Annotated in this window: 20 protein-coding genes; 2 read left to right on the forward strand and 18 right to left on the reverse strand. The window is 58.2% G+C overall.

Annotation, left to right across the window (positions count from 1 at the left end; genetic code table 11):
• Positions 1 to 4 precede the first annotated feature (4 nt).
• Positions 5 to 448 carry a transcriptional regulator NrdR gene (gene nrdR, locus AAA069_RS02835; RefSeq protein ID WP_022093781.1) on the reverse strand — a complete coding sequence of 148 codons (444 nt, stop codon included), beginning with the start codon at positions 446 to 448 and terminating at the stop codon, positions 5 to 7.
• Positions 449 to 499: 51 nt separating this feature from the next.
• Complete coding sequence (locus AAA069_RS02840) at positions 500 to 949, reverse strand: LysM peptidoglycan-binding domain-containing protein (protein WP_349127511.1); 450 nt, start codon at positions 947 to 949, stop codon at positions 500 to 502.
• 163 nt (positions 950 to 1,112) lie between these two features.
• On the opposite strand from AAA069_RS02840, the gene lexA reads away from it, so the two are divergent.
• Positions 1,113 to 1,757, forward strand: coding sequence for a transcriptional repressor LexA (gene lexA, locus AAA069_RS02845; protein ID WP_040359862.1), 645 nt, complete (start codon positions 1,113 to 1,115; stop codon positions 1,755 to 1,757).
• Complete coding sequence (locus AAA069_RS02850; protein ID WP_349127512.1) at positions 1,757 to 2,461, forward strand: heparan-alpha-glucosaminide N-acetyltransferase; 705 nt, start codon at positions 1,757 to 1,759, stop codon at positions 2,459 to 2,461. Before lexA ends, AAA069_RS02850 begins: the two co-directional genes overlap by 1 nt.
• Here AAA069_RS02850 and hflX read toward each other — a convergent pair.
• The 16 genes from hflX to AAA069_RS02930 all read right to left on the reverse strand — a co-directional run bounded on the left by hflX (position 2,446) and on the right by AAA069_RS02930 (position 21,535).
• Positions 2,446 to 3,735, reverse strand: a complete 1,290-nt coding sequence (gene hflX, locus AAA069_RS02855) for a GTPase HflX (RefSeq protein ID WP_117654789.1) — start codon at positions 3,733 to 3,735, stop codon at positions 2,446 to 2,448. The genes AAA069_RS02850 and hflX overlap by 16 nt on opposite strands.
• Entirely contained in the window at positions 3,735 to 4,673 is a 939-nt protein-coding gene (gene miaA / locus AAA069_RS02860; protein ID WP_349127513.1) for a tRNA (adenosine(37)-N6)-dimethylallyltransferase MiaA, read from the reverse strand. The genes hflX and miaA overlap by 1 nt, the downstream gene beginning before the upstream one ends.
• A complete protein-coding gene (gene miaB / locus AAA069_RS02865; RefSeq protein WP_349127514.1) occupies positions 4,673 to 6,043 on the reverse strand; it encodes a tRNA (N6-isopentenyl adenosine(37)-C2)-methylthiotransferase MiaB in 1,371 nt (456 codons plus the stop codon). Before miaB ends, miaA begins: the two co-directional genes overlap by 1 nt.
• Positions 6,044 to 6,092: 49 nt before the next feature.
• Positions 6,093 to 6,410, reverse strand: coding sequence for a stage V sporulation protein S (locus tag AAA069_RS02870; RefSeq protein WP_006235982.1), 318 nt, complete (start codon positions 6,408 to 6,410; stop codon positions 6,093 to 6,095).
• Positions 6,411 to 6,484: 74 nt separating this feature from the next.
• On the reverse strand, positions 6,485 to 7,570 hold the full coding sequence (locus AAA069_RS02875; protein ID WP_006235981.1) for an ATP-binding protein: 1,086 nt from the start codon (positions 7,568 to 7,570) through the stop codon (positions 6,485 to 6,487).
• 1 nt (position 7,571) lies between these two features.
• Positions 7,572 to 9,122: a ribonuclease Y gene (gene rny, locus AAA069_RS02880; RefSeq protein WP_118205712.1), complete on the reverse strand. Its 1,551-nt coding sequence runs from the start codon at positions 9,120 to 9,122 to the stop codon at positions 7,572 to 7,574.
• A gap of 257 nt (positions 9,123 to 9,379) precedes the next feature.
• Positions 9,380 to 10,072, reverse strand: coding sequence for a regulatory protein RecX (locus AAA069_RS02885; RefSeq protein WP_349127515.1), 693 nt, complete (start codon positions 10,070 to 10,072; stop codon positions 9,380 to 9,382).
• An 11-nt stretch (positions 10,073 to 10,083) separates the two neighbouring features.
• Positions 10,084 to 11,232, reverse strand: coding sequence for a recombinase RecA (gene recA, locus AAA069_RS02890; protein WP_022094695.1), 1,149 nt, complete (start codon positions 11,230 to 11,232; stop codon positions 10,084 to 10,086).
• Between the two features lie 257 nt (positions 11,233 to 11,489).
• Positions 11,490 to 12,020, reverse strand: coding sequence for a CinA family protein (locus AAA069_RS02895; protein ID WP_349127516.1), 531 nt, complete (start codon positions 12,018 to 12,020; stop codon positions 11,490 to 11,492).
• Positions 12,021 to 12,032: 12 nt separating this feature from the next.
• Positions 12,033 to 12,671: a CDP-diacylglycerol--glycerol-3-phosphate 3-phosphatidyltransferase gene (gene pgsA, locus AAA069_RS02900; protein ID WP_040359858.1), complete on the reverse strand. Its 639-nt coding sequence runs from the start codon at positions 12,669 to 12,671 to the stop codon at positions 12,033 to 12,035.
• Positions 12,672 to 12,680: 9 nt separating this feature from the next.
• Positions 12,681 to 14,030: a 30S ribosomal protein S12 methylthiotransferase RimO gene (rimO, locus tag AAA069_RS02905; RefSeq protein ID WP_349127517.1), complete on the reverse strand. Its 1,350-nt coding sequence runs from the start codon at positions 14,028 to 14,030 to the stop codon at positions 12,681 to 12,683.
• Positions 14,031 to 14,057: 27 nt separating this feature from the next.
• Positions 14,058 to 14,555, reverse strand: coding sequence for a YajQ family cyclic di-GMP-binding protein (locus tag AAA069_RS02910; protein WP_117797784.1), 498 nt, complete (start codon positions 14,553 to 14,555; stop codon positions 14,058 to 14,060).
• A gap of 26 nt (positions 14,556 to 14,581) precedes the next feature.
• Positions 14,582 to 16,093 (reverse strand): RodZ domain-containing protein, encoded by a 1,512-nt coding sequence (locus AAA069_RS02915; RefSeq protein ID WP_349127518.1) that lies wholly within the window; start codon positions 16,091 to 16,093, stop codon positions 14,582 to 14,584.
• Positions 16,093 to 18,867 (reverse strand): DNA translocase FtsK 4TM domain-containing protein, encoded by a 2,775-nt coding sequence (locus AAA069_RS02920; protein WP_349127519.1) that lies wholly within the window; start codon positions 18,865 to 18,867, stop codon positions 16,093 to 16,095. The genes AAA069_RS02915 and AAA069_RS02920 overlap by 1 nt, the downstream gene beginning before the upstream one ends.
• A 1-nt stretch (position 18,868) precedes the next feature.
• A complete protein-coding gene (locus tag AAA069_RS02925) occupies positions 18,869 to 20,539 on the reverse strand; it encodes a ribonuclease J (protein ID WP_022094702.1) in 1,671 nt (556 codons plus the stop codon).
• Between the two features lie 375 nt (positions 20,540 to 20,914).
• On the reverse strand, positions 20,915 to 21,535 hold the full coding sequence (locus AAA069_RS02930) for a sugar O-acetyltransferase (RefSeq protein WP_349127520.1): 621 nt from the start codon (positions 21,533 to 21,535) through the stop codon (positions 20,915 to 20,917).
• Positions 21,536 to 21,539: the final 4 nt, after the last annotated feature.

The raw sequence follows: 21,539 nt of genomic DNA on the forward strand, positions 1-21,539 counted from the left end.
GGAATCACCTTAGCTTGTCGAGCTCTTGCAGAAACTCATCGACGTCTTTGAAATCGCGGTAGACCGAGGCAAAGCGGATGTACGCCACCTTGTCGATCTTGGCCAAGCGCTTGAGCACCATGTCACCCAACTCATGCGACGTGACGGCCGTCAGCGTGCGAGAGCGCAGCTCGACCTCAATGTCGTCGATAATCTCATTGAGCTTCTTAGTGTCGATATCGCGCTTGATGGTGGCGCGCATCAAGCCGACGAGCAGCTTATTGCGATCGAACCGCTGCTTGGTTCCGTCTGACTTAATGACCTCGATTGGGTCTTCACATCGCTCGAACGTTGTAAAGCGGTAGTTACACGAGCAACATTCGCGACGACGCTTAATGGTGTTATTTGACTCCTGCATACGGGAATCAACGACGCGGGTATGTGCCTTGCCGCATTTGGGACAGCGCATGGTACCTCCTCTTAAACGATAACAAGGGTACCATGCGCAGCGCGATAATGATTACGAACGAGCAGGAACCTTAAGATGCGCACCGGCGGCGAGCGAACCATGCTCCAGATGATTGACGTTACGGATCATGTCGGAAGTCTCTTGCGTGGAAAGGCCTTCGATTGGATATTCCTCGGCAAGCGACCAAAGAGAGTCGCCAGGCTGAACGCGAATGGTCTCATAGGTAACGTTGGAAACGGACTCGGCATACGCGGCGTGACGAGCGCTAAAGACCGACGTAGCGAGGACAAAGAAGAGCGTAAGCGCAACGGCAACGGCGACAATCGTCGGAACCTTCAGGGCAACGCGGGCCGGCGCGACTACAGTCTGCTGATTGCGAGCAGGCTTTACGGTCAAAGGCTGAAAGCCGGAGCGGCCACCCTGAACAACCGTAAAAGTGGGTTCTGCAGGCATCTCGAGCTTAAGGGCGAGGTTTCCCTGGACCATATTCGTTGCGTTCATCATGTTCTCCTCTCGCGTGTTTTGCTGAGAACAGTTTTATCAAGCCGCGCGGACAAAAATGTCTAGCGCGAGAACGAATGTTCGGTTATTATTATCTTCGAACAGTTGTTCCTGTCAAGCAAAATTCGAACATTTGTTTGACATGGGTAGAGAGGATGCCCTGATGGCTCGCAAAATTACCAAGCGTCAGCAGCAAATTTACGACTTCATCAAGGAATATCAGCAGGAGAAGGGTTATCCGCCCAGCGTGCGCGAGATGGCTTCTGCCGTGGGCCTTTCCTCCCCCAGCACCGTGCACGCCCATCTATCTGCCCTGGAGGCGCGCGGGCTACTCAAGCGCGATGCCACCAAACCGCGCGCCCTGGAACTCTTTAACGAGGACGGTTCCTCGGTCTCAATTTCTAAATCTGACGAGCCCACCGCACCTCGCGGAACGGTCTCGCTACCGCTCGTTGGTCGCGTCGCGGCTGGGATTCCCATTCTGGCCGAGCAGAATATCGAAGACACTTTTACTATCCCGACCGAAATCGCCACCGATCAGGGTTCCTTTATCCTTGAGGTGCATGGGAGCTCAATGATCAATGTCGGCATCTTCAATGGCGATTACATCATCGTCCGTGAACAAAAGAGTGCCATGAACGGCGAAATTGTCGTGGCCATGATTGATGGTTCAGCGACCGTCAAGACGTTCTACAAGGAGCAGGGACGCGTACGCCTGCAGCCCGAGAATGACACCATGGAGCCTATCTATGCAACGAATCCCGTTATCTTGGGCAAAGTCGTCGGCTTGATGCGCCGGTTCTCGTAATGCAAAAACGCATCACCATCTTTGACACCGTCCGCGGGTTTACGATGATTTCAATGGCAGGTTTTCACGCTTGCTACGATCTCGCCTACCTGTACGGTTGGGATATGCCCTGGTTTACACAGACCGTCTTTCAAGACATCTGGCGTGCCAGCATCAGCTGGGTATACTTGTTTATCGCGGGTTGGATGTGCACGCTCTCACGCAACAATATCAAACGTGCCGCCAAATACGCCTTAGCAGCACTCGTCGTCTGGTTGGCAACAACACTTGTCTCAGTAGACGATTCGGTTAATTTTGGCATCATCTACTGCATGGCCGCATGTACCGGCATCGTGGCGTTGACCGATCCCGTCCTTAAGAAGATATCGGCGAGATGGGGCATGTCCCTATGCCTTGTGTTGTTCGCCCTCACCTGGAGTATCCCCAAAACGATCTATCCTGTCCCCTACCTGGCGTGGCTGGGATTTCCGAGCCCTGGGTTTGTTTCAGGTGATTACTACCCCATCATCCCGTTTTTCTTTATGTATCTTGCAGGATACTTCGCCGCACACATAGCGCAGGGAATCGATAAGACCGTCCCAAGCTGGGCCTACGCCAATCCCATCCCGGCGCTCGCCAGCCTTGGACGTCATGCACTCCCCTTTTATCTGCTGCATCAGCCCATCATTCTGGGCATTTTGGAGCTCGCCTACTCGGTGCGGTAACGCTCTAGACGCGGCGCGATTCGGGCCGGCAACTTCGCCACAATGCGAACTCCGTCCTCTAGATATTCCTCATGCAGAAGGGTTCCCTGCTCATGCACCAGCGTGATGAGGGCGCCCTCACGATACGGGATATCAGCGGAGAGCAACACATCGGTGGCAGCCGCCTCACGAGCAATACGGTCGACGAGATCGTCGAGTCCCTCGCCCGTCTGGGCCGAGAACAGAACAGCTTCCGGATAACGACGACGGAAACTCAATCGATCGACGCTATCGAGAAGATCGATTTTATTGAACACCGTAAGCGTTAAACGCTCTCCGGCACCGATCTCATCAAGCACGCGGTCGACAGCCTCAAGCTGTCGCTCATAGTCCTCATCAGACGCATCCACGACTTTGAGAATTAAATCGGCACCCAACACCTCAGACAACGTCGATTTAAAGGCATCGACCAGACCATGCGGCAGCTTTTGAATAAAGCCGACGGTATCAGTAATCGTCATGCCGCGACCGCCGGGCAGGCGATACGAACGCGTCGTCGGATCGAGCGTAGCAAACAGCTTGTCCTGAGAAAGTACCGTAGAGCCGGTCAGACGATTGAGCAACGTCGATTTACCGGCATTGGTATAACCGGCTAACGCGACGCGAAACGCCGGTGACTCAATGCGGCTCTTGGATTGAACATCGCGACGCTGTTCAACCTGCTTGAGCTCACGACGAAGCGCAGCGATCTTATTACGAATGAGGCGACGGTCGACCTCGAGCTGACTTTCGCCCTGACCAAAACGTGAGCCGATGCCGCCGCGCGTCTGCTCCTTGGCGAGATGGCTCCACATGCCACGCAGACGAGGCAACAGATATTGAAGCTGTGCCAGCTGTACCTGTAAGCGTCCCTCACGCGTCTGAGCATGAAGGCCAAAGATATCCAAGATCAGTGCCGTACGATCGATAATCTTTACCGGCTCGCCCACGGCTTTCTCCAAATAGGATTGCTGCGAGGGCGTCAGGTCGTCGTCAAAGATAACAACATCGGCATCCATGCGATGAACCAGGCCGCAAAGCTCCTCTACCTTACCGGAGCCGATAAACGATTTAGGATAGGGTTTGACCAGACGCTGTGACAAACGCGCCACGCACTGGGCGCCAGCCGTATGGGCCAGGCGCTCGAGCTCGTCAAGCGAACGATCGAGCGGCCACGCATTGTCGCGCCACTCAACACCAACTAATATGGCACGCTCGGGCTCGGGTGCCGTGGGAACAAGGGGAAAACGGGCCATTAGGCAGCCTCAATACGATGCAGGATATCCTCAACGACCTCATCGATCGTAAATTCATCCATATCAAACCACACGATACGGTCATCGCGCTTAAACCACGAAAGCTGACGTTTGGCATAGCGACGCGAACGCATCTTAATGAGTTCGCGAGCCTCATCCATGCTCGTCACGCCATTGAAAGCATCGATGATCTCTTTATAGCCAATTGCCTGCATCGAAGTCAGGGCATCTCCCAGACCCTGGTCCATAAGACCGCGAACCTCATCAACAAGACCCTGTTCAAACATCAGATCGACACGCAGGTTAATGCGCTCGTAGAGCACCTCGCGATTACGCGTCAGACCAAACCATAGGGCATGATAATGCTCGCGCGGAACACTAAACTGCGACTTTTGCTGCGCGTAGGACACTCCATCATCGTGCATTTCGAGCGCGCGAATCACGCGACGAACATTATGGGGGTGGATGACCGCAGCGGACTCGGGGTCACGCTCGGCAAGCAGCGCGTGCAGCGCTTCCTCGCCTATGCGCTCGGCAAGTTCCTGATACCCCGCGCGACGATCGTCCTCAAGCTCGCCCGAGGGAAAATCCATCTCATCCAGGGCGGCCTTGAGATACAAGCCTGTGCCCCCGCAAAACACCGGTAGGCGGCCCTCGCCAAGCAAACGCTCAACATGCACACGAGCGTCAGCCTGATAAAGCGCAGCAGAATATGCCACACCCGGCTCTACAATGTCGACGAGACGCAGCGGCGCCGTACACTCATCGGGCGCCATCTTTGCAGTACCGATGTCCATGCCGCGATAGATTTGCATCGCATCGCACGACAGCACTTCGGACGAAAGACGAGCTGCCAAACGGTCGGCAACATCGCTCTTACCAACCGCCGTCGGACCGACGATCGCAACGGCGGAAAGACCTGCCCCGGGAGAAACCATTAGCGCGGCTCGCCCACAACGGAGCCGGACAAATACCAGGTCTTGGCAACGTCGACGTCAACATCAACGATCTTGCCAACGAGCTGATCGATGCTGTAACCCTCGGGGATAGGCGCATGCACGGTCTGATTCTTGGGACTCTTGCCCAGCAGGACCGCGTCGTTCTTTTTACTCGTTCCCTCAATGAGCGCCGGCACCACAGTATGAAGCTCACCCTGGTTATACTCGTGTGCCGTAGTCTCGATAACCTTAACCAGGCGGTTGAAACGCTCGAGAATAACCTCATGCGGCGTAGGATCGTCAATCTCTGCGGCCGGGGTACCGGCGCGCTTGGAATAGATGAAGGTATAGGCCTGAGCATAGCGGACCGTCTCGGCAAGTGAGAGCGTCTGCTCAAAGTCCTCTTCAGTCTCGCCCGGGAAGCCAACGATAATATCGGTCGAGAGCGCGATATCGGGCATGCGGTTGCGAATGCGATCGACCAGGCCCAGATAGTCCTCGCGTGTATAACGGCGATTCATCTCTTTGAGGATACGCGTGGAGCCCGACTGAACGGCCAAGTGAAGCTGCGGCATGACGGCGGGCGTCTCGGCCATGGCGTCGATGGTCTCGGGCAGCAGATCCTTAGGATGAGAAGAGGTAAAGAAGATGCGCTCGACGCCCGTATCGCCCACCGCGCGCAGCAAATCGGCAAAACGTGGCTTGCCAAACAGATCGCGACCATATGAGTTAACGTTTTGGCCCAGCAGCGTAATCTCACGCACGCCCTGGCGCACCAAACCGGTCACCTCGTCGACAATCTCCTCGAAGGGGCGGCTCTTTTCGCGACCGCGCACGTACGGCACGATGCAATAGGTGCAGAAATTATTGCAGCCCGTCATGATGGGCACCCAGGCGTGATACTGGGTCTCGCGATGCCACGGCATGCTCATGGCATCCGTATCCTCATGCTCATTGGTGCGGATATGACGCTTGCCGTCAAGGAACGCCTCGGCAATGAGCTCGGCCACATGTGCGATAGAATGCGTGCCAAAGATGACATTGACGTTATCGACGTTGATGAGCAGGCCCTCGCCATCACGCTGCGCAATGCAGCCGCCCACGGCAACCACACGCTTGCCCGAAGGCGAAGGCGGCAGGCTTTTGCAGGAATTGCACTGACCGTACAGGCGAGTATCGGCGGCCTCACGCACACAGCATGTCATGAAGACAACGATATCGGCATGCGCGGGATCGAGCGCCATGAGACAGCCATACGAATCAAGCAGACCGCTCACGCGCTCGGAATCGTGCTGATTCATCTGGCAGCCAAAGGTGCGGATAAAGTAGGTTTTACCGGCAAGAATATCGCGTACGGAACGCTGGTCCATGTGCATAAGTCCTAACGATGGAAGGGAGGCGAATCGAGGCAAGCAGAAGCTATGCCACAGGCTTAACATCATCCATGACGACGTTATCCATAGCGGCTCGATTGATCTGGTGAACGTAGATAGAAAGGCGGATAGCCGTGCGCGACTCCCCGTTAATGAGGATGTCGGAGAACACGGGCGCACAGGAAATATCAAAACCGGTTGGAATCAAAAAACCGCGCGCGATAGCAACGGCCTTAATGGCCTGGTTGACAGCACCGGCACCGACACACTGGATGTTGACGGGTACACCATCCTTGACCATGCCGGCGATGGCGCCGGCAACGGACGCGGGCGATGATTTGCTTGATACCTTCAGGCAATCCATGAAGAAACTCCTGCGTTTAAAAGTACGTTTTAACTGCAATAACTGTATCGTACCGAGTGGACTCGGTAAAGGCACTATTCCTCTTTGGCAAGATCGAAGGTCACAGTGATTCGATCACGCGAAACGCGAATCTTTGGGTCGCCGCAAAGGTTGAGATAGTACCGAGCGGCAAGGTCATTAAAGTCGCGCTCCACAGCACGCGAAAACTGTGCCATGTCATCCTTGGCAATACGAAGCCCGCGACGATCCTTCGCGAGATCGACAGGAGCCGGCGCATGCGAGGACGAATCACGCTCGCGCAGCAGACGCGCGGTCACACCGCGAACGGGCTTAATCTGCCCTGCCAAAATGCGATGTGCCGTGCGCTCGGACATCTCAAGACCCAAACCCGAGCAGATACGAATAAAGTCCTCGGCATCAGAGGCAAGGCCTAAACGATCGACAACCGGAAGCTCGCTCTCGTCATCAATAAACAGGAGACGAGACGTATCGAGCCGACTTGACGCCTGAGCATAAAGGGTCGCGGCAATCTCAGACGGAGAACCAAGATAGACATCGCAACCACGCAGCTCCTCGAGCGCAAACTCACAGGCAGCGCGAATAATATTATGCGGGCCGCGAGCACAGACATAACGTCCGTCCTCATCCTTGACGGCCTGGGGCCAGCTGGACTGATCGGCACGCTCACTGAGGCGGTCGGCTGCAACGCTCACCTTAAAGGCTGAACCAAGATCGACGCCGGACGTGACCACACGGGCCTCGTCGGTGTTCTGCTTGATCGAAAACAATGCCATGCCACGACCGTGAACGCCCCAACGGTCCATCTTCATGCTCTCGAGCTTGGAGGTAACGCGGGCATCGAAGATTCGCTCTTGCATATCCTGCGGAACGCCCGAACCGTTATCCAGAAAGACAAGCGTGCGGACGCCATCTTCCTTGGTCGTGGCGAGATAGACCTTGTCGGCGCCGGCATCGCGAGCATTACGGAGCATTTCGATGACGATATCCTCGACATGCTGAATGTCGTGTTTTGCCTGGCGCCGCTCGGCCTCCGAAACGCGGAGGCGGACATACCCCTCGCCAAGGTTCTCCTCGACGCGAAGGTTGCCCTCCCCCGACATCGACGCGATAAATGAGATGAGCTCGTTCGCGTCGCTCATGTTATTTAGCGATATCGACAGCGCGGCTCTCGCGAATCACGACGACGCGCACCTGACCGGGATACTCCATCTCTTCCTCGATCTGATGGGCGATATCGTGAGCCAGGACCGTGGACTGGGCATCGGAGATCTTGTCCGGCTGAACCATGACATGGACCTCGCGACCAGCCTGCATGGCATAGGTACGCTCGACGCCGTCATGGGAGTTGGCAATCTCCTCGAGCTTCTCAAGACGCTTGATGTAGTTCTCGGCAGACTCGCGACGGGCACCGGGGCGAGAGGCAGAGACAGCATCGGCGGCCTGTACCAGGACATCGAGCACCGTGTTGGGGTCGACGTCGGCATGGTGAGCCTCGATAGCATGGACGATAACGGGCTTCTCGCCATAACGGCGGGCAAGCTCGGCGCCGATGACGGCATGCGGGCCCTCGACGTCATGGTCGATTGCCTTGCCCAGGTCGTGCAGCAGGCCGGCGCGCTTGGCGGTCACAACGTCCAGGCCAAGCTCGGAAGCCATCACGCCGCACAGGTCAGAGACCTCGAGGGAGTGCTGAAGCACGTTCTGACCAAACGAAGTACGGTAGCGCAGGGCACCAAGGGTCTTGACGATCTCGGGGTGCAGGTCGTGAATGCCGGTATCGAAGGCAGCCTGCTCGCCAGCCTCGCGCACGCGTTGCTGAACCAGGTCGGCAGCCTTGTGATACATCTCCTCGATGCGGGCGGGGTGAATACGGCCGTCGGCGATGAGGTTCTCGAGGGCAACACGGGCGGTCTCACGACGGACCGGGTCGAAGCTCGAAAGAACGACGGTCTCGGGCGTGTCGTCGATCACGAGGTTGACGCCGGAAACCTGCTCGAAGGTCCGGATGTTGCGACCCTCGCGACCGATGATACGGCCCTTGAGGTCATCAGAGGGAATGTGCACGGAGGTAACGGTGACCTCGGCAGTGTGGTCGGCGGCACAGCGCTGAATCGCCAAGGACAGAATCTCCTGGGCGGTCTTGTGGCACTCGGCGCGAACCTGCTGCTCGGACTCGCGAATGATCGTGGCGGCCTCGTGGGTGACCTCGCCGCGAACCTTATCGAGAAGCTCCTTGTGGGCGTCCTCGCGGGTCAGGTCGGCGATGCGCTCGAGCTCGGAGGTCTGCTTCGCGCAAAGCTCCTCGAGCTCGCGGGAGCGCTTCTCGACCTGACCGGCCTGGCTGGACAGCTGATGCTCGCGCTTGTCGAGAGCATCATTGCGGCGATCGAGGGATTCCTCGCGCTGCATCACGCGGTTCTCGAGCGTACGAATCTCGCTCTTACGCTGCTTGTCCTCGGCCTCGGCGGCCTGCTTGTTCTTGATGATCTCCTCTTTAGCCTCGAGCAGAGCCTCTTTTTTGAGGGTCTCAGCCTGACGCTTAGCATCACCGATCAGGGACTCAGCCTGTGCGTGTGCCGACTGAATCTTTTCGTCGGCCTCGTGAAGACTACCCTGCTTGGCGGTGCGCATGTAGGCAATGGCGGCGACGGCACCCAAAACGATGCCAACGAGCGCTGCAATGATAGGCATGCTCACTCCTTTTTATGGATTCGTTACACAACAAAGCGAACCGTCCTTACGAACGGCTCGCGACATTTGAGTAATATGGGCGCAGCTTATGCGGGTCGGATACAGATAAACATATAAACAAACTCATCACAGATGAGCACATATCACAAAGCAAATGACAGTGTTTATCGTACGTTGAACCACAACAACTGTCAAATAAATGGCCCCAGTACGGCGGCTAAAACGCGGTGAACGGCAGGACCACAAAACGCATACGCCTAAAGCGCACATTCCTCGCATTCGGCATCGAGACGTGCCTTAACGGCATCGGCGGCGATGTGATACGAGAAGCCCTTACCCATCAAAAACCGAACCAGTTTTTCGAATCCGCGCGTCTCTGGAACACGCCGCTTGGCGAGCAGGGCTGACGCACGCGCCAAATCGTCTTCGACGGCAAAATAATCCTCGGGATAACCGGGAATGTCATCGAGCACGACATGACGGCGCTTGAGCTCGGTCTCGATTTTGCGCTGTCCCCAACCGCGCCGCTTGCGCTCCTCGATAAAGTACGAGCAAAAGCGGTTCTCGTCTAAAAAGTGATACTCGGTGGCGCGCTCGACGGCGAAATCGATCGCGGGCTGGTGAAAGCCGTAGCGAGCCAGCTTGTCACGGACCTCACCCGTCGCATGGTCGCGGCGCGATAACATCTCGGTCACCATGGTAAGCGCACATTTACGCTCGATGAGCTGTACCGCCTCACGAAAGTTATCCCAATCGCAGGGCAGGTCGGGGCGATTTTTGACATACAGGCGCGCGACCCGCACGGGAATCCAAATGGACCGCTCAAAACCGCCCTCAAGCTCACAATCGATATGTGCGCAAGGCTTTTTGGACGCATACCCGCTCGAGAACGAGGAGGCCGCCTTCTTATCGGGAAAGACGACCGTGGCCTCGGTCACCGTATACGACATGAGCGTAACCGCTACTCGTCGTCATCATCGAGCATGGCGGAACCATCGATGGCGTAAAGCTCGTCAAACTCCTCAGGCGCAGGCTGATCGGTCAGCTCGACCTCGGACGGAGCATCGTCATCAAACTCAAGTCCGCAGGCAAGGCGGACCTTATGCTCAATCTCGTCAGCGCAATCGGGGTGTTCGCGCAGGAACGCCTTGGCGGCCTCGCGACCGTTGCCGAGCTTGTCCTCGCCATAGGCAAACCAGGAGCCCATCTTCTTGCAGATGCCGCACTCGACAGCCATGTCCAGAATCGAGCCCTCCTTAGAGATGCCCGTACCGTACATGATGTCGAACTCAGCAGAACGGAACGGAGCTGCCACCTTGTTCTTAACGACCTTGGCGCGCACGCGGTTACCGATAACCTCGTCCTTAAGCTTTATGCTGTCGATACGGCGAATGTCGATACGCACCGAAGAAAAGAACTTAAGGGCGCGGCCGCCCGTCGTAGTCTCGGGGTTGCCGAACATGACGCCGATCTTCTCACGCAGCTGGTTAATGAAGATGCACGTCGTGTTGGACTTGGACAGCGAGCCGGCGAGCTTGCGGAGCGCCTGGCTCATCAGGCGAGCCTGAAGACCGACCGTAGTATCGCCGATTTCTCCCTCGATCTCGGCACGCGGGGTCAACGCGGCGACGGAGTCGACGACGATGGCATCGATGGCGCCGGAACGCACGAGCATGTCAACAATCTCGAGCGCCTGCTCGCCCGTATCGGGCTGGGAAATGAGCACCTCGTCGATATCCACGCCGATGCGCGCGGCATACGTGGGATCAAGCGCGTGCTCGGCATCGATAAATGCCACAACGCCACCCATTGCCTGGGCCTCGGCCAGGATCTCGAGCGAAAGCGTCGTCTTACCGGAGGACTCAGGACCGTAAATCTCGACGATACGGCCGCGCGGCACGCCGCCGATACCCAGCGCGGCATCGAGGGCCAGGGCGCCCGTGGGAATGGCCTCGACCTCGAGCTCGGGACCACCGTCGCCGTACCTCATGATGGAACCCTGGCCGAATTTCTTCTCGATCTCGGCCTTGGTGGTGGCGATCATCTCATCGCGCTCTTTACCCGTCGTGCGAGCATGAACGGTACGTACGGGACCTGAATTCTTGGCCATGAATAGCCCTCCTCTTAACAACCTGCATCGATAATAAACGAACGGCTGTTCGTGGTCAACCGTTCAGGCCAATCATATGCAGGCGGTCTTTCCAAAACCCAACCAAACGCCGACCAAACACTGACCAAATGCTTGACCGCAGGCGAACCAAGAAAATCATGGCGAGGAAAAATACGACAACTACCTGCACAAAGATAAAATTCGCCGGAGGTCCCTATCTCCACAATTAAGGGGCCCGGAGGCCCCTTAAAACACGTCTATTCCATAGAGTTGAGCACAAGGGCAATGCGACCCAATGCCTCCGTGACCGCATGGGCACGAACACACGAACGGTCGCCCTCATAGTGGCAGCGCACAGAGTCCACGACCGGCACTCCCCCATCGGCGGAACGATGTGCCCAGCCAATATAGAAAGTGCCAGCAGGATCGTCCTCAGTACCACCGCCGGGGCCGGCATAACCCGTTGCGCTCACTGCAATAACGCTCTGGTACAGCTCCAGCGAACCCGACGCCATCTCGCGCGCGGTCTGATGCGACACCGCGGTGTAGCGGTCGAGCGTCTCCTGCTCAACACCCAGCACGCGATGCTTAATCTCATCGCAGTAGGTCACCGCACCGCCACGCAGCACCGCCGAGGCGCCCGGGATATCGGCAATCGTCGAGGCGATCATACCCGCCGTCAGCGACTCAGCCGTCGAAACCGTCACACCCCGAGCGCTCGCGCGCTCGACGATATCGCGCGCCAGCTCCTCGTTATGTGCGGAAATCTGCTCAAAAGAGTCCGTCATACCCACCAGGACCTAGACCGAAAAGACGATCTTGCGGCAGTTCCAGAAGTACTGGGCGCCCGAGATAACGGTCAGGACAACGGCAACGGCGTACAGGAAGCGCGACACCGAGTAGATGCCGAGCGTTAGCGCCACCGGGCCAAGGTGCAAGCCGGCCATAGCAAAAACGCACAGGTAACCGCAAATGGAGACCATCGTGGTTGCCGTCTTGTACTTGCCGAGCTTATCGGCCGCAACGACCACACCGGCCGCACTCGCGACCATGCGAAGGGCGCTCACCAGAAGCTCACGGAACAGGATAATGAACACGGACCACACGGTCACTGCGCCAAAATCCAAGAACAGCAGCAGGGCCGAGAACACGAGCAGCTTATCGGCGATGGGGTCCAAGAATTTACCGAAGTCGGTGATCTCGTTGCGCGAACGCGCCAGATAACCGTCGACCTTATCGGTGCACGACAGGATCACATACAGAATGAAGGCAGCGGCGGCGAGCGGGCCGTCGAAGGTGCTCCAATCCGTACCGGCAACACTCGTGTGAGAAAGCGCCGACACGATCATGAACACCGGGATAAAGACGATGCGAACGCACGTCACGATGTTGGCGGGCGTCCAGACACTCGTCAGTTCCTTATTACTCTCGTTAGCCACGACGCTCTCCTACTCCACAACATGACCGATAAGCTCGTAGCAGAAGCTATCGGTAAACTCGACGGTCAGAATATCGCCCACGGACGCCTCGCTGGCGTCCAGATGCACCGCGCCATCGGAATCGGGCGCCTGGAACCAGGCATGGCCGATCAGCTCGGCGCCATCCTCGGTCTCTTCGATACCGTCGACGATTACCTGGGCTCGCTCGCCCACATGGGCGGCGGTGGCGGCAAAACCGAGCGACTCGGCCAGGTCCATGGCCTCCTGGGCGCGCTCGAGCTTAACCTCCTCATCGACCTGGCCCTCCATCTTGGCGGCCAGGCTACCTTCCTCACGCGAGTAGGCAAAGACACTCGTGTAGTCAAAGCCGACGGTGTCCATAAAGTCGATAAGGTCGCGGAACTCGTCGTCGGTCTCGGTCGGGAAGCCGACCATGGCCGTGGAACGAATCACGATGCCGGGGATGCGCTCGCGAAGGTCGCGGAACAGATCCTCGAGCTCCTGGCGCGAACCGGAGCGACGCATGGCCTTAAGAATGCGCGCGTCGCAGTGCTGCACGGGGATATCGATATAGGGCAGCACCTCGGGCGTATCGCGTATCGTCTCGATGAGTTCGTCAGTCATGCCCTCGGGCTGCAGGTAGAGCACGCGGACCCAGACGTTGTGCGGACGCACGGCCTCAGCGACGGCACGCAGCAGCTGTGCCAGATTGCGCGGCGAGCCCTCGGCGACGTCCTCGTCGGCAAAGTCGGTGCCCCAAATACCCGTGTCCTGGCCGATCAGCACGATCTCGCGCACACCGCCGGCAACCAGGTCGCGCACCTCGGAGATAATGCTCTCGGCATTGCGCGAATGATAGCGACCGCGAATGTAGGGGATCATGCAGAAGCTGCAAAAACGATTGCAGCCATCGGAGATCTTGACGTAGGCGACAGCGCCCTCGACAGTGCGCTTGACCTGCGGAATATAGGCTGCGATCTCACGCTCGACACCCAGTACGCCATCGATGACCGCCACGATGCCGTCCTCCTCGTCGGCCTTCACAAAGGCAGCGACCTCGGGCAGCTCGTCAGGCAGGTCGTCGCCATAGCGCGACGGCACACAGCCGCACATGACGATGGGGCAAGAACGAACGCCGTCCTGAACCTCGTTGGCGAGCTCGAGCGTGGTCTCGATGCTCTCGGACGTTGCGGAGGCAAGAAACGAGCACGTATTGACGATAGCGATATCGGCATCCTGCGGGTCGAATGCCTCCTCGTAGCCTGCGGCGGTCAAAAGAGAACGCATGCGGTCGGTGTCAACCTCGTTCTTAGCGCACCCGAGGGTGATGTAGAGCACGGAGCCCAACGGTGTATCCATGTTGGAGAGCGGTCCTTTCGAATGATATTAGCGGTAGTTGGTGAACTGTAGCGGCTGGCCGTAGTCCTGGTCGCGCAGGAACTGGATCACGGTCTGCAACGCATCCTTCGAAGCAGAGGAAACACGCAGCTTGTCGGCCTCGATGGTCACCTTGACCTTGAGTTTTTGGTCCTTGATGTCCTTGTTGATCTTCTTGGCGGTCGCCTGGTCGATACCCTCGACGATATGGCCGAACACGCGCACGGTGCCGCCCGATGCCGCCTGAGGAGCATCCCACGAGACAGCCTTGAGGTCGATGCCGCGCTTGATGAGCTTGGAGCTCAGCACGTCAATAATCTGCTTGGAGACAAAGTCGGCCGGGGCGTTAATCGTAAAGAGCTTGTCGCCCTTCGAAAGCTCGATCGTAGCGCCGGAATCCTTAAGGTCATAGCGCTGGGAAATCTCGCGCGTGGTCTGCTGAAAGGCGTTGTCGACCTCTTGCATGTTGACCTCGGACACGACGTCGAAGCTGGAATCTTTAGCCATGATGTTTCCTTTCGCGTACGAGCGGCTTAGTAGCTATCGTACGAATAGTCGGTAGAATCGGTGGGCGTCTGACCGTCAGTTGCGGTATCGGCGCCATCCGCGGACTGGGCATCGGTAACGTCGGTGGTATCGGCACCATCGGTGGTGTCGGTACCATCAGAACTTTCACCATTCTCGGAATCAGTCGTCTCCTTCTTGGGAACGGTGATCGTCACACGCGCCACGCCCGAGGTCTTGGTGTCGTAACGGACCTTTTCACCGTTCTTGGTAACGGTGACATCGGAAGGCTTGGACGTGGTGATCTCGATCGAGGACTCGGGCGTGTACTCCTGCTCAAAGGGGCCAGTCGCTTGGGCGCCATAGACCGACTTGCCGTCGACCTTGACCTCAATCCACGCGGTCTTTCCCTTGGCAACGGAGACTTTGACCTTCGTGACCTCGTTCTCTTCCTTCTTGGCCGTCGTCTTGGTAGCGTCCGAGTCAGTCGACTCATCCGTCGCCTCATCGGTGTCTTCGTCCTCGTCGACCGTTTCGGTCTTCTTAGAAGACTTCTTGGTCGTCGTCTTGGTAGCAGTGGGCGTCTCGGGCGTGGTCTCGGGCGCCGAAGATGCGCAGCCGCGCAGAAGCACCATGATGAGCACAATCAACAGCAGCGCAACGGCACCGATGCCGGCGTAGACGATACGCGGATCGAGCCCGTTGTTTTGAGGAGTACGTGATCCGCCGCGTCCACGACTGGAACTGCTGCGGCCGCCTCCCTGAGGCATACGACCACGATTGCTATCGGAACGGCCACGATAGCCACCCTGGCCCTGAAGGCTGCGCTGACCCGAGCGGGGCGCAAGTTCACCGCGGCCTTGATAGCCACGCTGTCCCGCACGCGGAGCCGAAGAGCGCTGGCCATACGGCTGCGATTGAGAGCGAAGACGCGGCGTCACCTGTGTGGTATCGGCATCCGCATAGCCACCGCGAGAGCGTCCGGTGGAGACACCACGGTAACCGCGATCGGAATAGCCGCCGTCGCCGTAGCCGGCACGAGGGTCACGCGCCACGCCGCGGGCAGCGGGGAGTGCGCGGTCCTCGGGCATCGGCGTACTGCGGAACCGGTCACGCTGCGAGCGAATCTCCTCGCCCGAACCCGTCTCGGTAATATAACCGGCCTGCTGAGGACGCTGTCCATAGCGGGTCGAACGACCGCCCTGAACCATCAGGAAGCGCCCGTTATCGACCGAGGAACGCGAATTAACGTAGCCGGCGGCGTCCTGAAAACGACCGCCCTGCTGCGACGTCTCGCGTTCGTATGCCATCAGATCGTCAAAGTAGGCATTGACGACCTCGCGCGGATTGAGGCCCAAAAAGCGAGCATAACTCGAAATCATGCCCTGCGCATAGCCGCGCGGCGGCATCGAAGCAAAGTTACCGGTCTCGAAAAACTCGATGATCTGCGGCCTGATTTTGATGGTGTTGGCGACTTGCTGAATGGAAAGGCCCATTCGGCGACGCTGCTCAAGCAGCATGTCACCAAAGCGTGCAGCCATCAGAATCCTCCAAACTCACGATCTTCACGTGCCATCTCGGCATCGACAGACTCCAGCGCGGCAAGCCCCTCCTCGTCCAACAGGACCTCGCGCGGCTTAGAACCGTCGGGCGGGCCGACGACACCCTTTTCTTCCAGCATATCCATAATACGCCCGGCACGCGCATAGCCAACCTTCAGACGACGCTGCAGGCCAGATGTGGAGCCAAGCTGCGATTCCACCACAATATGGGCGGCTTCCCAAATGAGCGGATCATCGTCTTGCGGCTCGGCGACTCCGGTACGGACAATGCCGCCGCCACCCGCCATGGACATGGAAGCGGGCGCCACGGCAGACAGGATCTCCTCGTGGTAGTCGGGCTCGCTCTGCGACTTGACGAACTCGACGATCTCGTTGATTTCATCATCCGAGACAAAGCAGCCCTGGATACGGCGGGGCTTGCCCCAGTCGACCTTAGAGAACAGCATGTCGCCCAAACCGGTGAGCTTTTCGGCACCCATCTGGTCGATGATGACGCGCGAGTCGATGCCCGTGGCGACGTTAAAGGCGATGCGGTTGGTGATGTTGGCCTTGATGAGGCCCGTCACCACGTTGGAGCTCGGACGCTGCGTAGCCACGATGAGGTGAATACCGGCGGCACGGCCCAGCTGAGCAATACGCACGATCGAGGCCTCGACATCCTTACCGGCGACCATCATCAGGTCCGAGAGCTCGTCGATGATGATGACCAGGTAGGGCATCTTTTGCGGCGGGTTATCGTAATGCTCAAACTCGCCGGCGGCCTGCTTTTCGTTGTAGGTCGAGATCTTACGCACGTTGAGACGCTCGAAGACCTTCAGGCGACGCTCCATCTCGGACACGGCCCATTGCAGAGCGCTCGCGGCCTGCTTGGGCTCGGTCACTACAGGCACGTAAAGATGCGGCAGACCGTTATAGCCCGCAAGCTCGACGCGCTTGGGGTCGACCATGATCAGGCGAACGTCCTCGGGAAGGGCGCGCATGAGCAAGGTCGTGATGATGGAGTTGATCATGACCGACTTACCGGAACCCGTGGTACCGGCGATCAGCAGGTGGGGCATCTTGGCAAGGTCGGCGACGACCGGCGTACCCTCGGCATCTCGACCGATGGCGAGCTCGAGCGGACCGCCCTTCACATAGGGAAGCACGTCGCCCAGGTTGACGTTCTGGCGCTTGCGATTGGGGATCTCGATACCCACAAGCGAGGTGCCGGGGATCGGGGCAAAGATACGCACGGACTGGGCAGCAAGCGATAGCGCGATATCGTCCTCGAGGCTCGAAATCTTGCTCACGCGCTCGCCCTCGCCAGGTTGCAGCTTAAAGGTCGTCACCGTGGGGCCGGCGATCCAGCCGACCACGCGGGCACTACGACCAAACTCCAGCAAGGTGGACTGAAGCGACTCGGCAGTCTGTTCCAGCTCCTTGTCAGAAGACGCAGAGGAAGCCGACTGCGGGTTGGCATGCAGAATCTCAAGTGGCGGAAGTTTGAGGCCGTCCTCTTCTTCGCCCTCGTTATCTGCGGCGCCGCCGTCCGCTCCCCCATCGCTAGCCGCAGCCGATTCGACAGCACTCAAGGCAGGCGCATCGGCAACCTTGGGATGCTTCAAGAAGTCGGGGATCTGAGGTGCTGCCGAGACAGGATTCACGGCAAACGGCGGCTCGGACTCGTCGATCTTATCGGGGTCGTCTTCCATCGAAAGCTGACCGGTTACCTGGTCGCGCTTTGCATGGCGACGCGGCAGCAAAGTTGTCTTTGCGGTCTCAATCAGACCCTCGTCGTCCTCGTCATCGCCCTCGGTGAGCTCAATCTCGCTCTCGGACCAAGACGGATCGGGCTCACTTGTATTCAACTTGGGTGTGGCCTTGCTCTTCTTGGCATGACGGCGCGGCAGCAGCGTCGTCTTAGCGCGCTCAGCCTCCACGGCATCGGACACGTCGACAAACGGATCCTCGTCGTCATCGTCCAAAACCGGGTCCACATCATTGCCCATGACCGTGGTCACGGCCGCATCGGAGCCCTTTTGACGAAAAATGCTCAGGTGCGGACGGGCGATACCAGGCACCGACAGGGCCTCATCGTCACCCCACGGACTCGCGTTGACGTCGGCACGACGGCGCTCGGCAAAATCTGCCGCACGGTCGCGGGCAGAGCGCAAAACGCCGCCCACCGAAAAGCCAATGATGACCAAGCCCACGACGACAAGGCCCAGCAGGACTACCATCGCGATAGGCTTACCCAGGGCATTTTGCAGCGCACTCGCAATAAACGCACCGATGTAGCCACCCGAGGCGGACAGATTTTGCGGCGTGAACATAAGGTCGCACGAGTCGCTCGTACCCGGCACCATCAACGAAAGAATGGAGACGACGGCAATAAAGACCACGGCGCCGCCCGCAACAGAGCGCGCGTTGAGCGGCGAGTCCTCGCCTAAAAAGAGCGTGGCGGCAAACAGCAAAATGACGATCGGCAGCACGTAGGCGCCCAGACCAAAGCCCAAGTGGTAGAAACCGGCAACCGCAGCCGTAACGGGCGCAGTCGCCGGCGAAATCACGGCAATAAAGGACGCAATCGCCAAAACGGCAATGACCACGCCGGCGATATCGCGGTTGGCCGAGGGCTCGACCAAGGGCTCGAAATCATCGAACTCGGACTCGTGGCCCTTATTGGCACGCAGATGGGAACCGGCACCCTTAGTAGATGCCGGTTGGTTGTTGGCCTTATTGCCTTTGGCGTTTTGTGCAGATCCGCGCGCCAAACTAAACCTCCATGACGACCGGGATGATCATCGGACGAGTGCGCGTACGGCTCCAGATAAAGTTGGAGAGCGAGTCGCGCACGGCCTTGCGAATGGCATCGGAACCGCTGCTCGTAAAGCTGAACTTGCCCTTCTCGATCGTCTTCATAATGGACGCGGAGGCATCCTCGGAGAACTGGTCGTCGATGGCAAACGAGACGCCGCGGCCCGAGAACTCGATGGCCTCGATCTTCTTGTGCTTGAGCGAGACGATGGCAACAGCGGTAACCATACCGTCGTTGGCGAGCTTCTGGCGATCGCGCAAGACGATGGGGTCGGTATCGCCGATACGCAGGCCGTCGACGTAGACGACGCCGGACTCGACGGGCGTACCGCGCTTGACGATACCGCCGCGCATCTCGAGCGTGTCGCCGTTATCGAGGATAAAGATATGATCGTCCTTGAGACCCATCTTGCGGGCCAGCTGGGCATGGGCGCGCAGGTGCACGGCCTCGCCGTGAACCGGCATAAAGTACGTGGGCTTGGCCATGGCCATCAGGAGCTTGAGCTCCTCCTGGCTGCCGTGACCGGAGACGTGAACGAGAGCGCGGTTCTTATCCCACACGTCGCAGCCGAGCTTGGCCAGGCTGTTGACGACCTGCTGGACGGCCTTCTCGTTGCCGGGAACAGGAGTTGCCGAGAGGATAACGGTATCGCCCTCGTGGATGGAGAGCGTCTTGTGCTCGCCATTGGCCATGCGGGACAGGGCCGACAGCGGCTCGCCCTGCGAACCGGTGCACATGACGACAATCTTGTCGTCGGGCAGGTTATCAATGTCAAAGGCATCGATGATATCGGCATCATCGATGTTGAGATAACCGAGCTCGCGCGCCACGCGGGTGTTCGTGAGCATGGAACGACCGGTCACAACGACCTTACGGCCGCACTTGCGGGCGGCATCGCAGATCTGCTGCAAACGATGGATGTGGCTCGAGAACGATGCGACGAACACGCGACCCGGGGCGTTCTTGATGGCGTGCAGCAGGTTGGGACCAACCTCGGCCTCAGACTTGGTAAAGCCGGGAACCGTGGCGTTGGTGGAGTCAGAAAGCAGCAGGTCGATGCCCTGCTTGGCAAAGCGGCTGATAGCGGCATAGTCGGGCGTGACGCCGTCGATGGGCGTCTGGTCGAGCTTAAAGTCGCCGGTGTGCATAACGGTGCCCTGATTGGTGCGGATGAACACGCCCAGAGCGCCGGGGATGGAGTGCGTCATCGAGAAGAAGTCGAGCGAGATGCCGCCGAGGTTGACATGGCTGCCACCCTTGACCTCGCGGAACTTGGGCGCGCGGATGCGGAACTCAGAAAGCTTGCCCTCGATAAAGCCAAGCGTCAGCTTGCTCGAGAAGATGGGCACCTTATTGTTGAGGTCCTGCAGCAGATACGGAAGCGAACCGGTGTGGTCCTCGTGGCCGTGGGTGACGACGATACCGCGGAGCTTCTCCTCGTTCTCCAGAACATAGGTGTAGTCGGGAAGCACCAGGTCGATACCAGGCTGGGAGTCATCCGGGAACATGAGGCCGGCGTCGACGAGCACCATGTCGTCGCCGCACTCGAAGACCGTCATGTTCTTGCCGATGCCGTCAAGGCCGCCGAGCGGGATGATCTTCAAGGGAGATGATTTTTTAGCTGCCATAGGTGAGTGTTGTTTCCTTTCTTCGAAACGGGTCTGGAACAACCGACGGGGCGCTTCTGGCAAACCGACCGCCGGGCACATACAACAATGCATCGTAGAGTCGATGCAATAACCACAGTATGATACCCATTTGCACAACAACAGACCACCCATGCATCAAAGCCCCATCTGAACTGGTCTATCCCGACGGTTTCCCGTGGGGCGGGCACTGATGAAGTTTCCTGCTCTACAGTCCTGCTCACGACGGAGGCCACATTAAGTGGCCTCCTGTTCGTGCGGAACTCGCGATAAGCTTCATCAGTGCCCGCCCCACGGAAAACCTGCCAATAAGGGATAGGTTTGTTTTAGTAGGTTTTATCTGCGGGAATGCCGAGGCTATGATCCAATTGCCTCGTTGTAGGCATTCAGCTGGCCTTGCCAGAGCTTGCGATCGTTGTCGGTAATCTCTCGAATGATATGAGCTGGATTGCCGCCGATGATGACGTGGCTTGGAACGTCTTTAACAACAACTGAACCTGAGGCTATGACCACATCGTCTCCGATTGATACGCCCGGATTGATAATCACCCCGCCGCCCATCCAGACGTTGTTGCCGATTACGACAGGCTTAGCATACTCGAGGTCTAGATTGCGCACATCGGCGTCAATTGGATGCCCAGCAGTAAATATACTCACATGGGGTCCTAGAAAGACGTTGTCGCCAAAGGTCACGTAATTTTCGTCCAGAATCGTCAAACCGGTATTCGCATAGAAATGGTTACCAAACGAAACCCTGTCGCCGTGATCAAAATAAACGGGAGCCGTTAAGACCATATCGTCCGGAGCAACGCGAAAACACTTCTTTAGTTCCTCAAAGGCGCTCGAATCAGCCCAATACTCCGACTCATTAAACAACTTCTGAGCCGCATGCACCCTACTAAACGAATGGTCGTTAACCCGATAGGGGCTATAGAGCTCCCCGGCAATCATGCGGTCCCATTCAACCTTATTTGTCATGCCA

This window comes from Collinsella sp. CLA-SR-H006 (genome assembly GCF_040097075.1).
Classification (GTDB): Bacteria; Actinomycetota; Coriobacteriia; order Coriobacteriales; family Coriobacteriaceae; genus Collinsella.

Coding starts and splice junctions, on each gene's coding strand:
- AAA069_RS02885 (WP_349127515.1), bottom strand. CDS start 10,072: ATGTCGTATACGGTGACCGAGGCCACGGTCGTCTTTCCCGATAAGAAG.
- hflX (WP_117654789.1), bottom strand. CDS start 3,735: ATGGCCCGTTTTCCCCTTGTTCCCACGGCACCCGAGCCCGAGCGTGCC.
- AAA069_RS02870 (WP_006235982.1), bottom strand. CDS start 6,410: ATGGATTGCCTGAAGGTATCAAGCAAATCATCGCCCGCGTCCGTTGCC.
- miaA (WP_349127513.1), bottom strand. CDS start 4,673: ATGGTTTCTCCCGGGGCAGGTCTTTCCGCCGTTGCGATCGTCGGTCCG.
- AAA069_RS02925 (WP_022094702.1), bottom strand. CDS start 20,539: ATGGCAGCTAAAAAATCATCTCCCTTGAAGATCATCCCGCTCGGCGGC.
- rny (WP_118205712.1), bottom strand. CDS start 9,122: ATGCCTATCATTGCAGCGCTCGTTGGCATCGTTTTGGGTGCCGTCGCC.
- nrdR (WP_022093781.1), bottom strand. CDS start 448: ATGCGCTGTCCCAAATGCGGCAAGGCACATACCCGCGTCGTTGATTCC.
- miaB (WP_349127514.1), bottom strand. CDS start 6,043: ATGGACCAGCGTTCCGTACGCGATATTCTTGCCGGTAAAACCTACTTT.
- rimO (WP_349127517.1), bottom strand. CDS start 14,030: ATGGATACACCGTTGGGCTCCGTGCTCTACATCACCCTCGGGTGCGCT.
- AAA069_RS02910 (WP_117797784.1), bottom strand. CDS start 14,555: ATGGCTAAAGATTCCAGCTTCGACGTCGTGTCCGAGGTCAACATGCAA.
- recA (WP_022094695.1), bottom strand. CDS start 11,232: ATGGCCAAGAATTCAGGTCCCGTACGTACCGTTCATGCTCGCACGACG.
- lexA (WP_040359862.1), top strand. CDS start 1,113: ATGGCTCGCAAAATTACCAAGCGTCAGCAGCAAATTTACGACTTCATC.
- AAA069_RS02850 (WP_349127512.1), top strand. CDS start 1,757: ATGCAAAAACGCATCACCATCTTTGACACCGTCCGCGGGTTTACGATG.
- AAA069_RS02895 (WP_349127516.1), bottom strand. CDS start 12,020: ATGACGGACTCTTTTGAGCAGATTTCCGCACATAACGAGGAGCTGGCG.
- AAA069_RS02875 (WP_006235981.1), bottom strand. CDS start 7,570: ATGAGCGACGCGAACGAGCTCATCTCATTTATCGCGTCGATGTCGGGG.
- AAA069_RS02930 (WP_349127520.1), bottom strand. CDS start 21,535: ATGACAAATAAGGTTGAATGGGACCGCATGATTGCCGGGGAGCTCTAT.
- AAA069_RS02915 (WP_349127518.1), bottom strand. CDS start 16,093: ATGGCTGCACGCTTTGGTGACATGCTGCTTGAGCAGCGTCGCCGAATG.
- AAA069_RS02840 (WP_349127511.1), bottom strand. CDS start 949: ATGAACGCAACGAATATGGTCCAGGGAAACCTCGCCCTTAAGCTCGAG.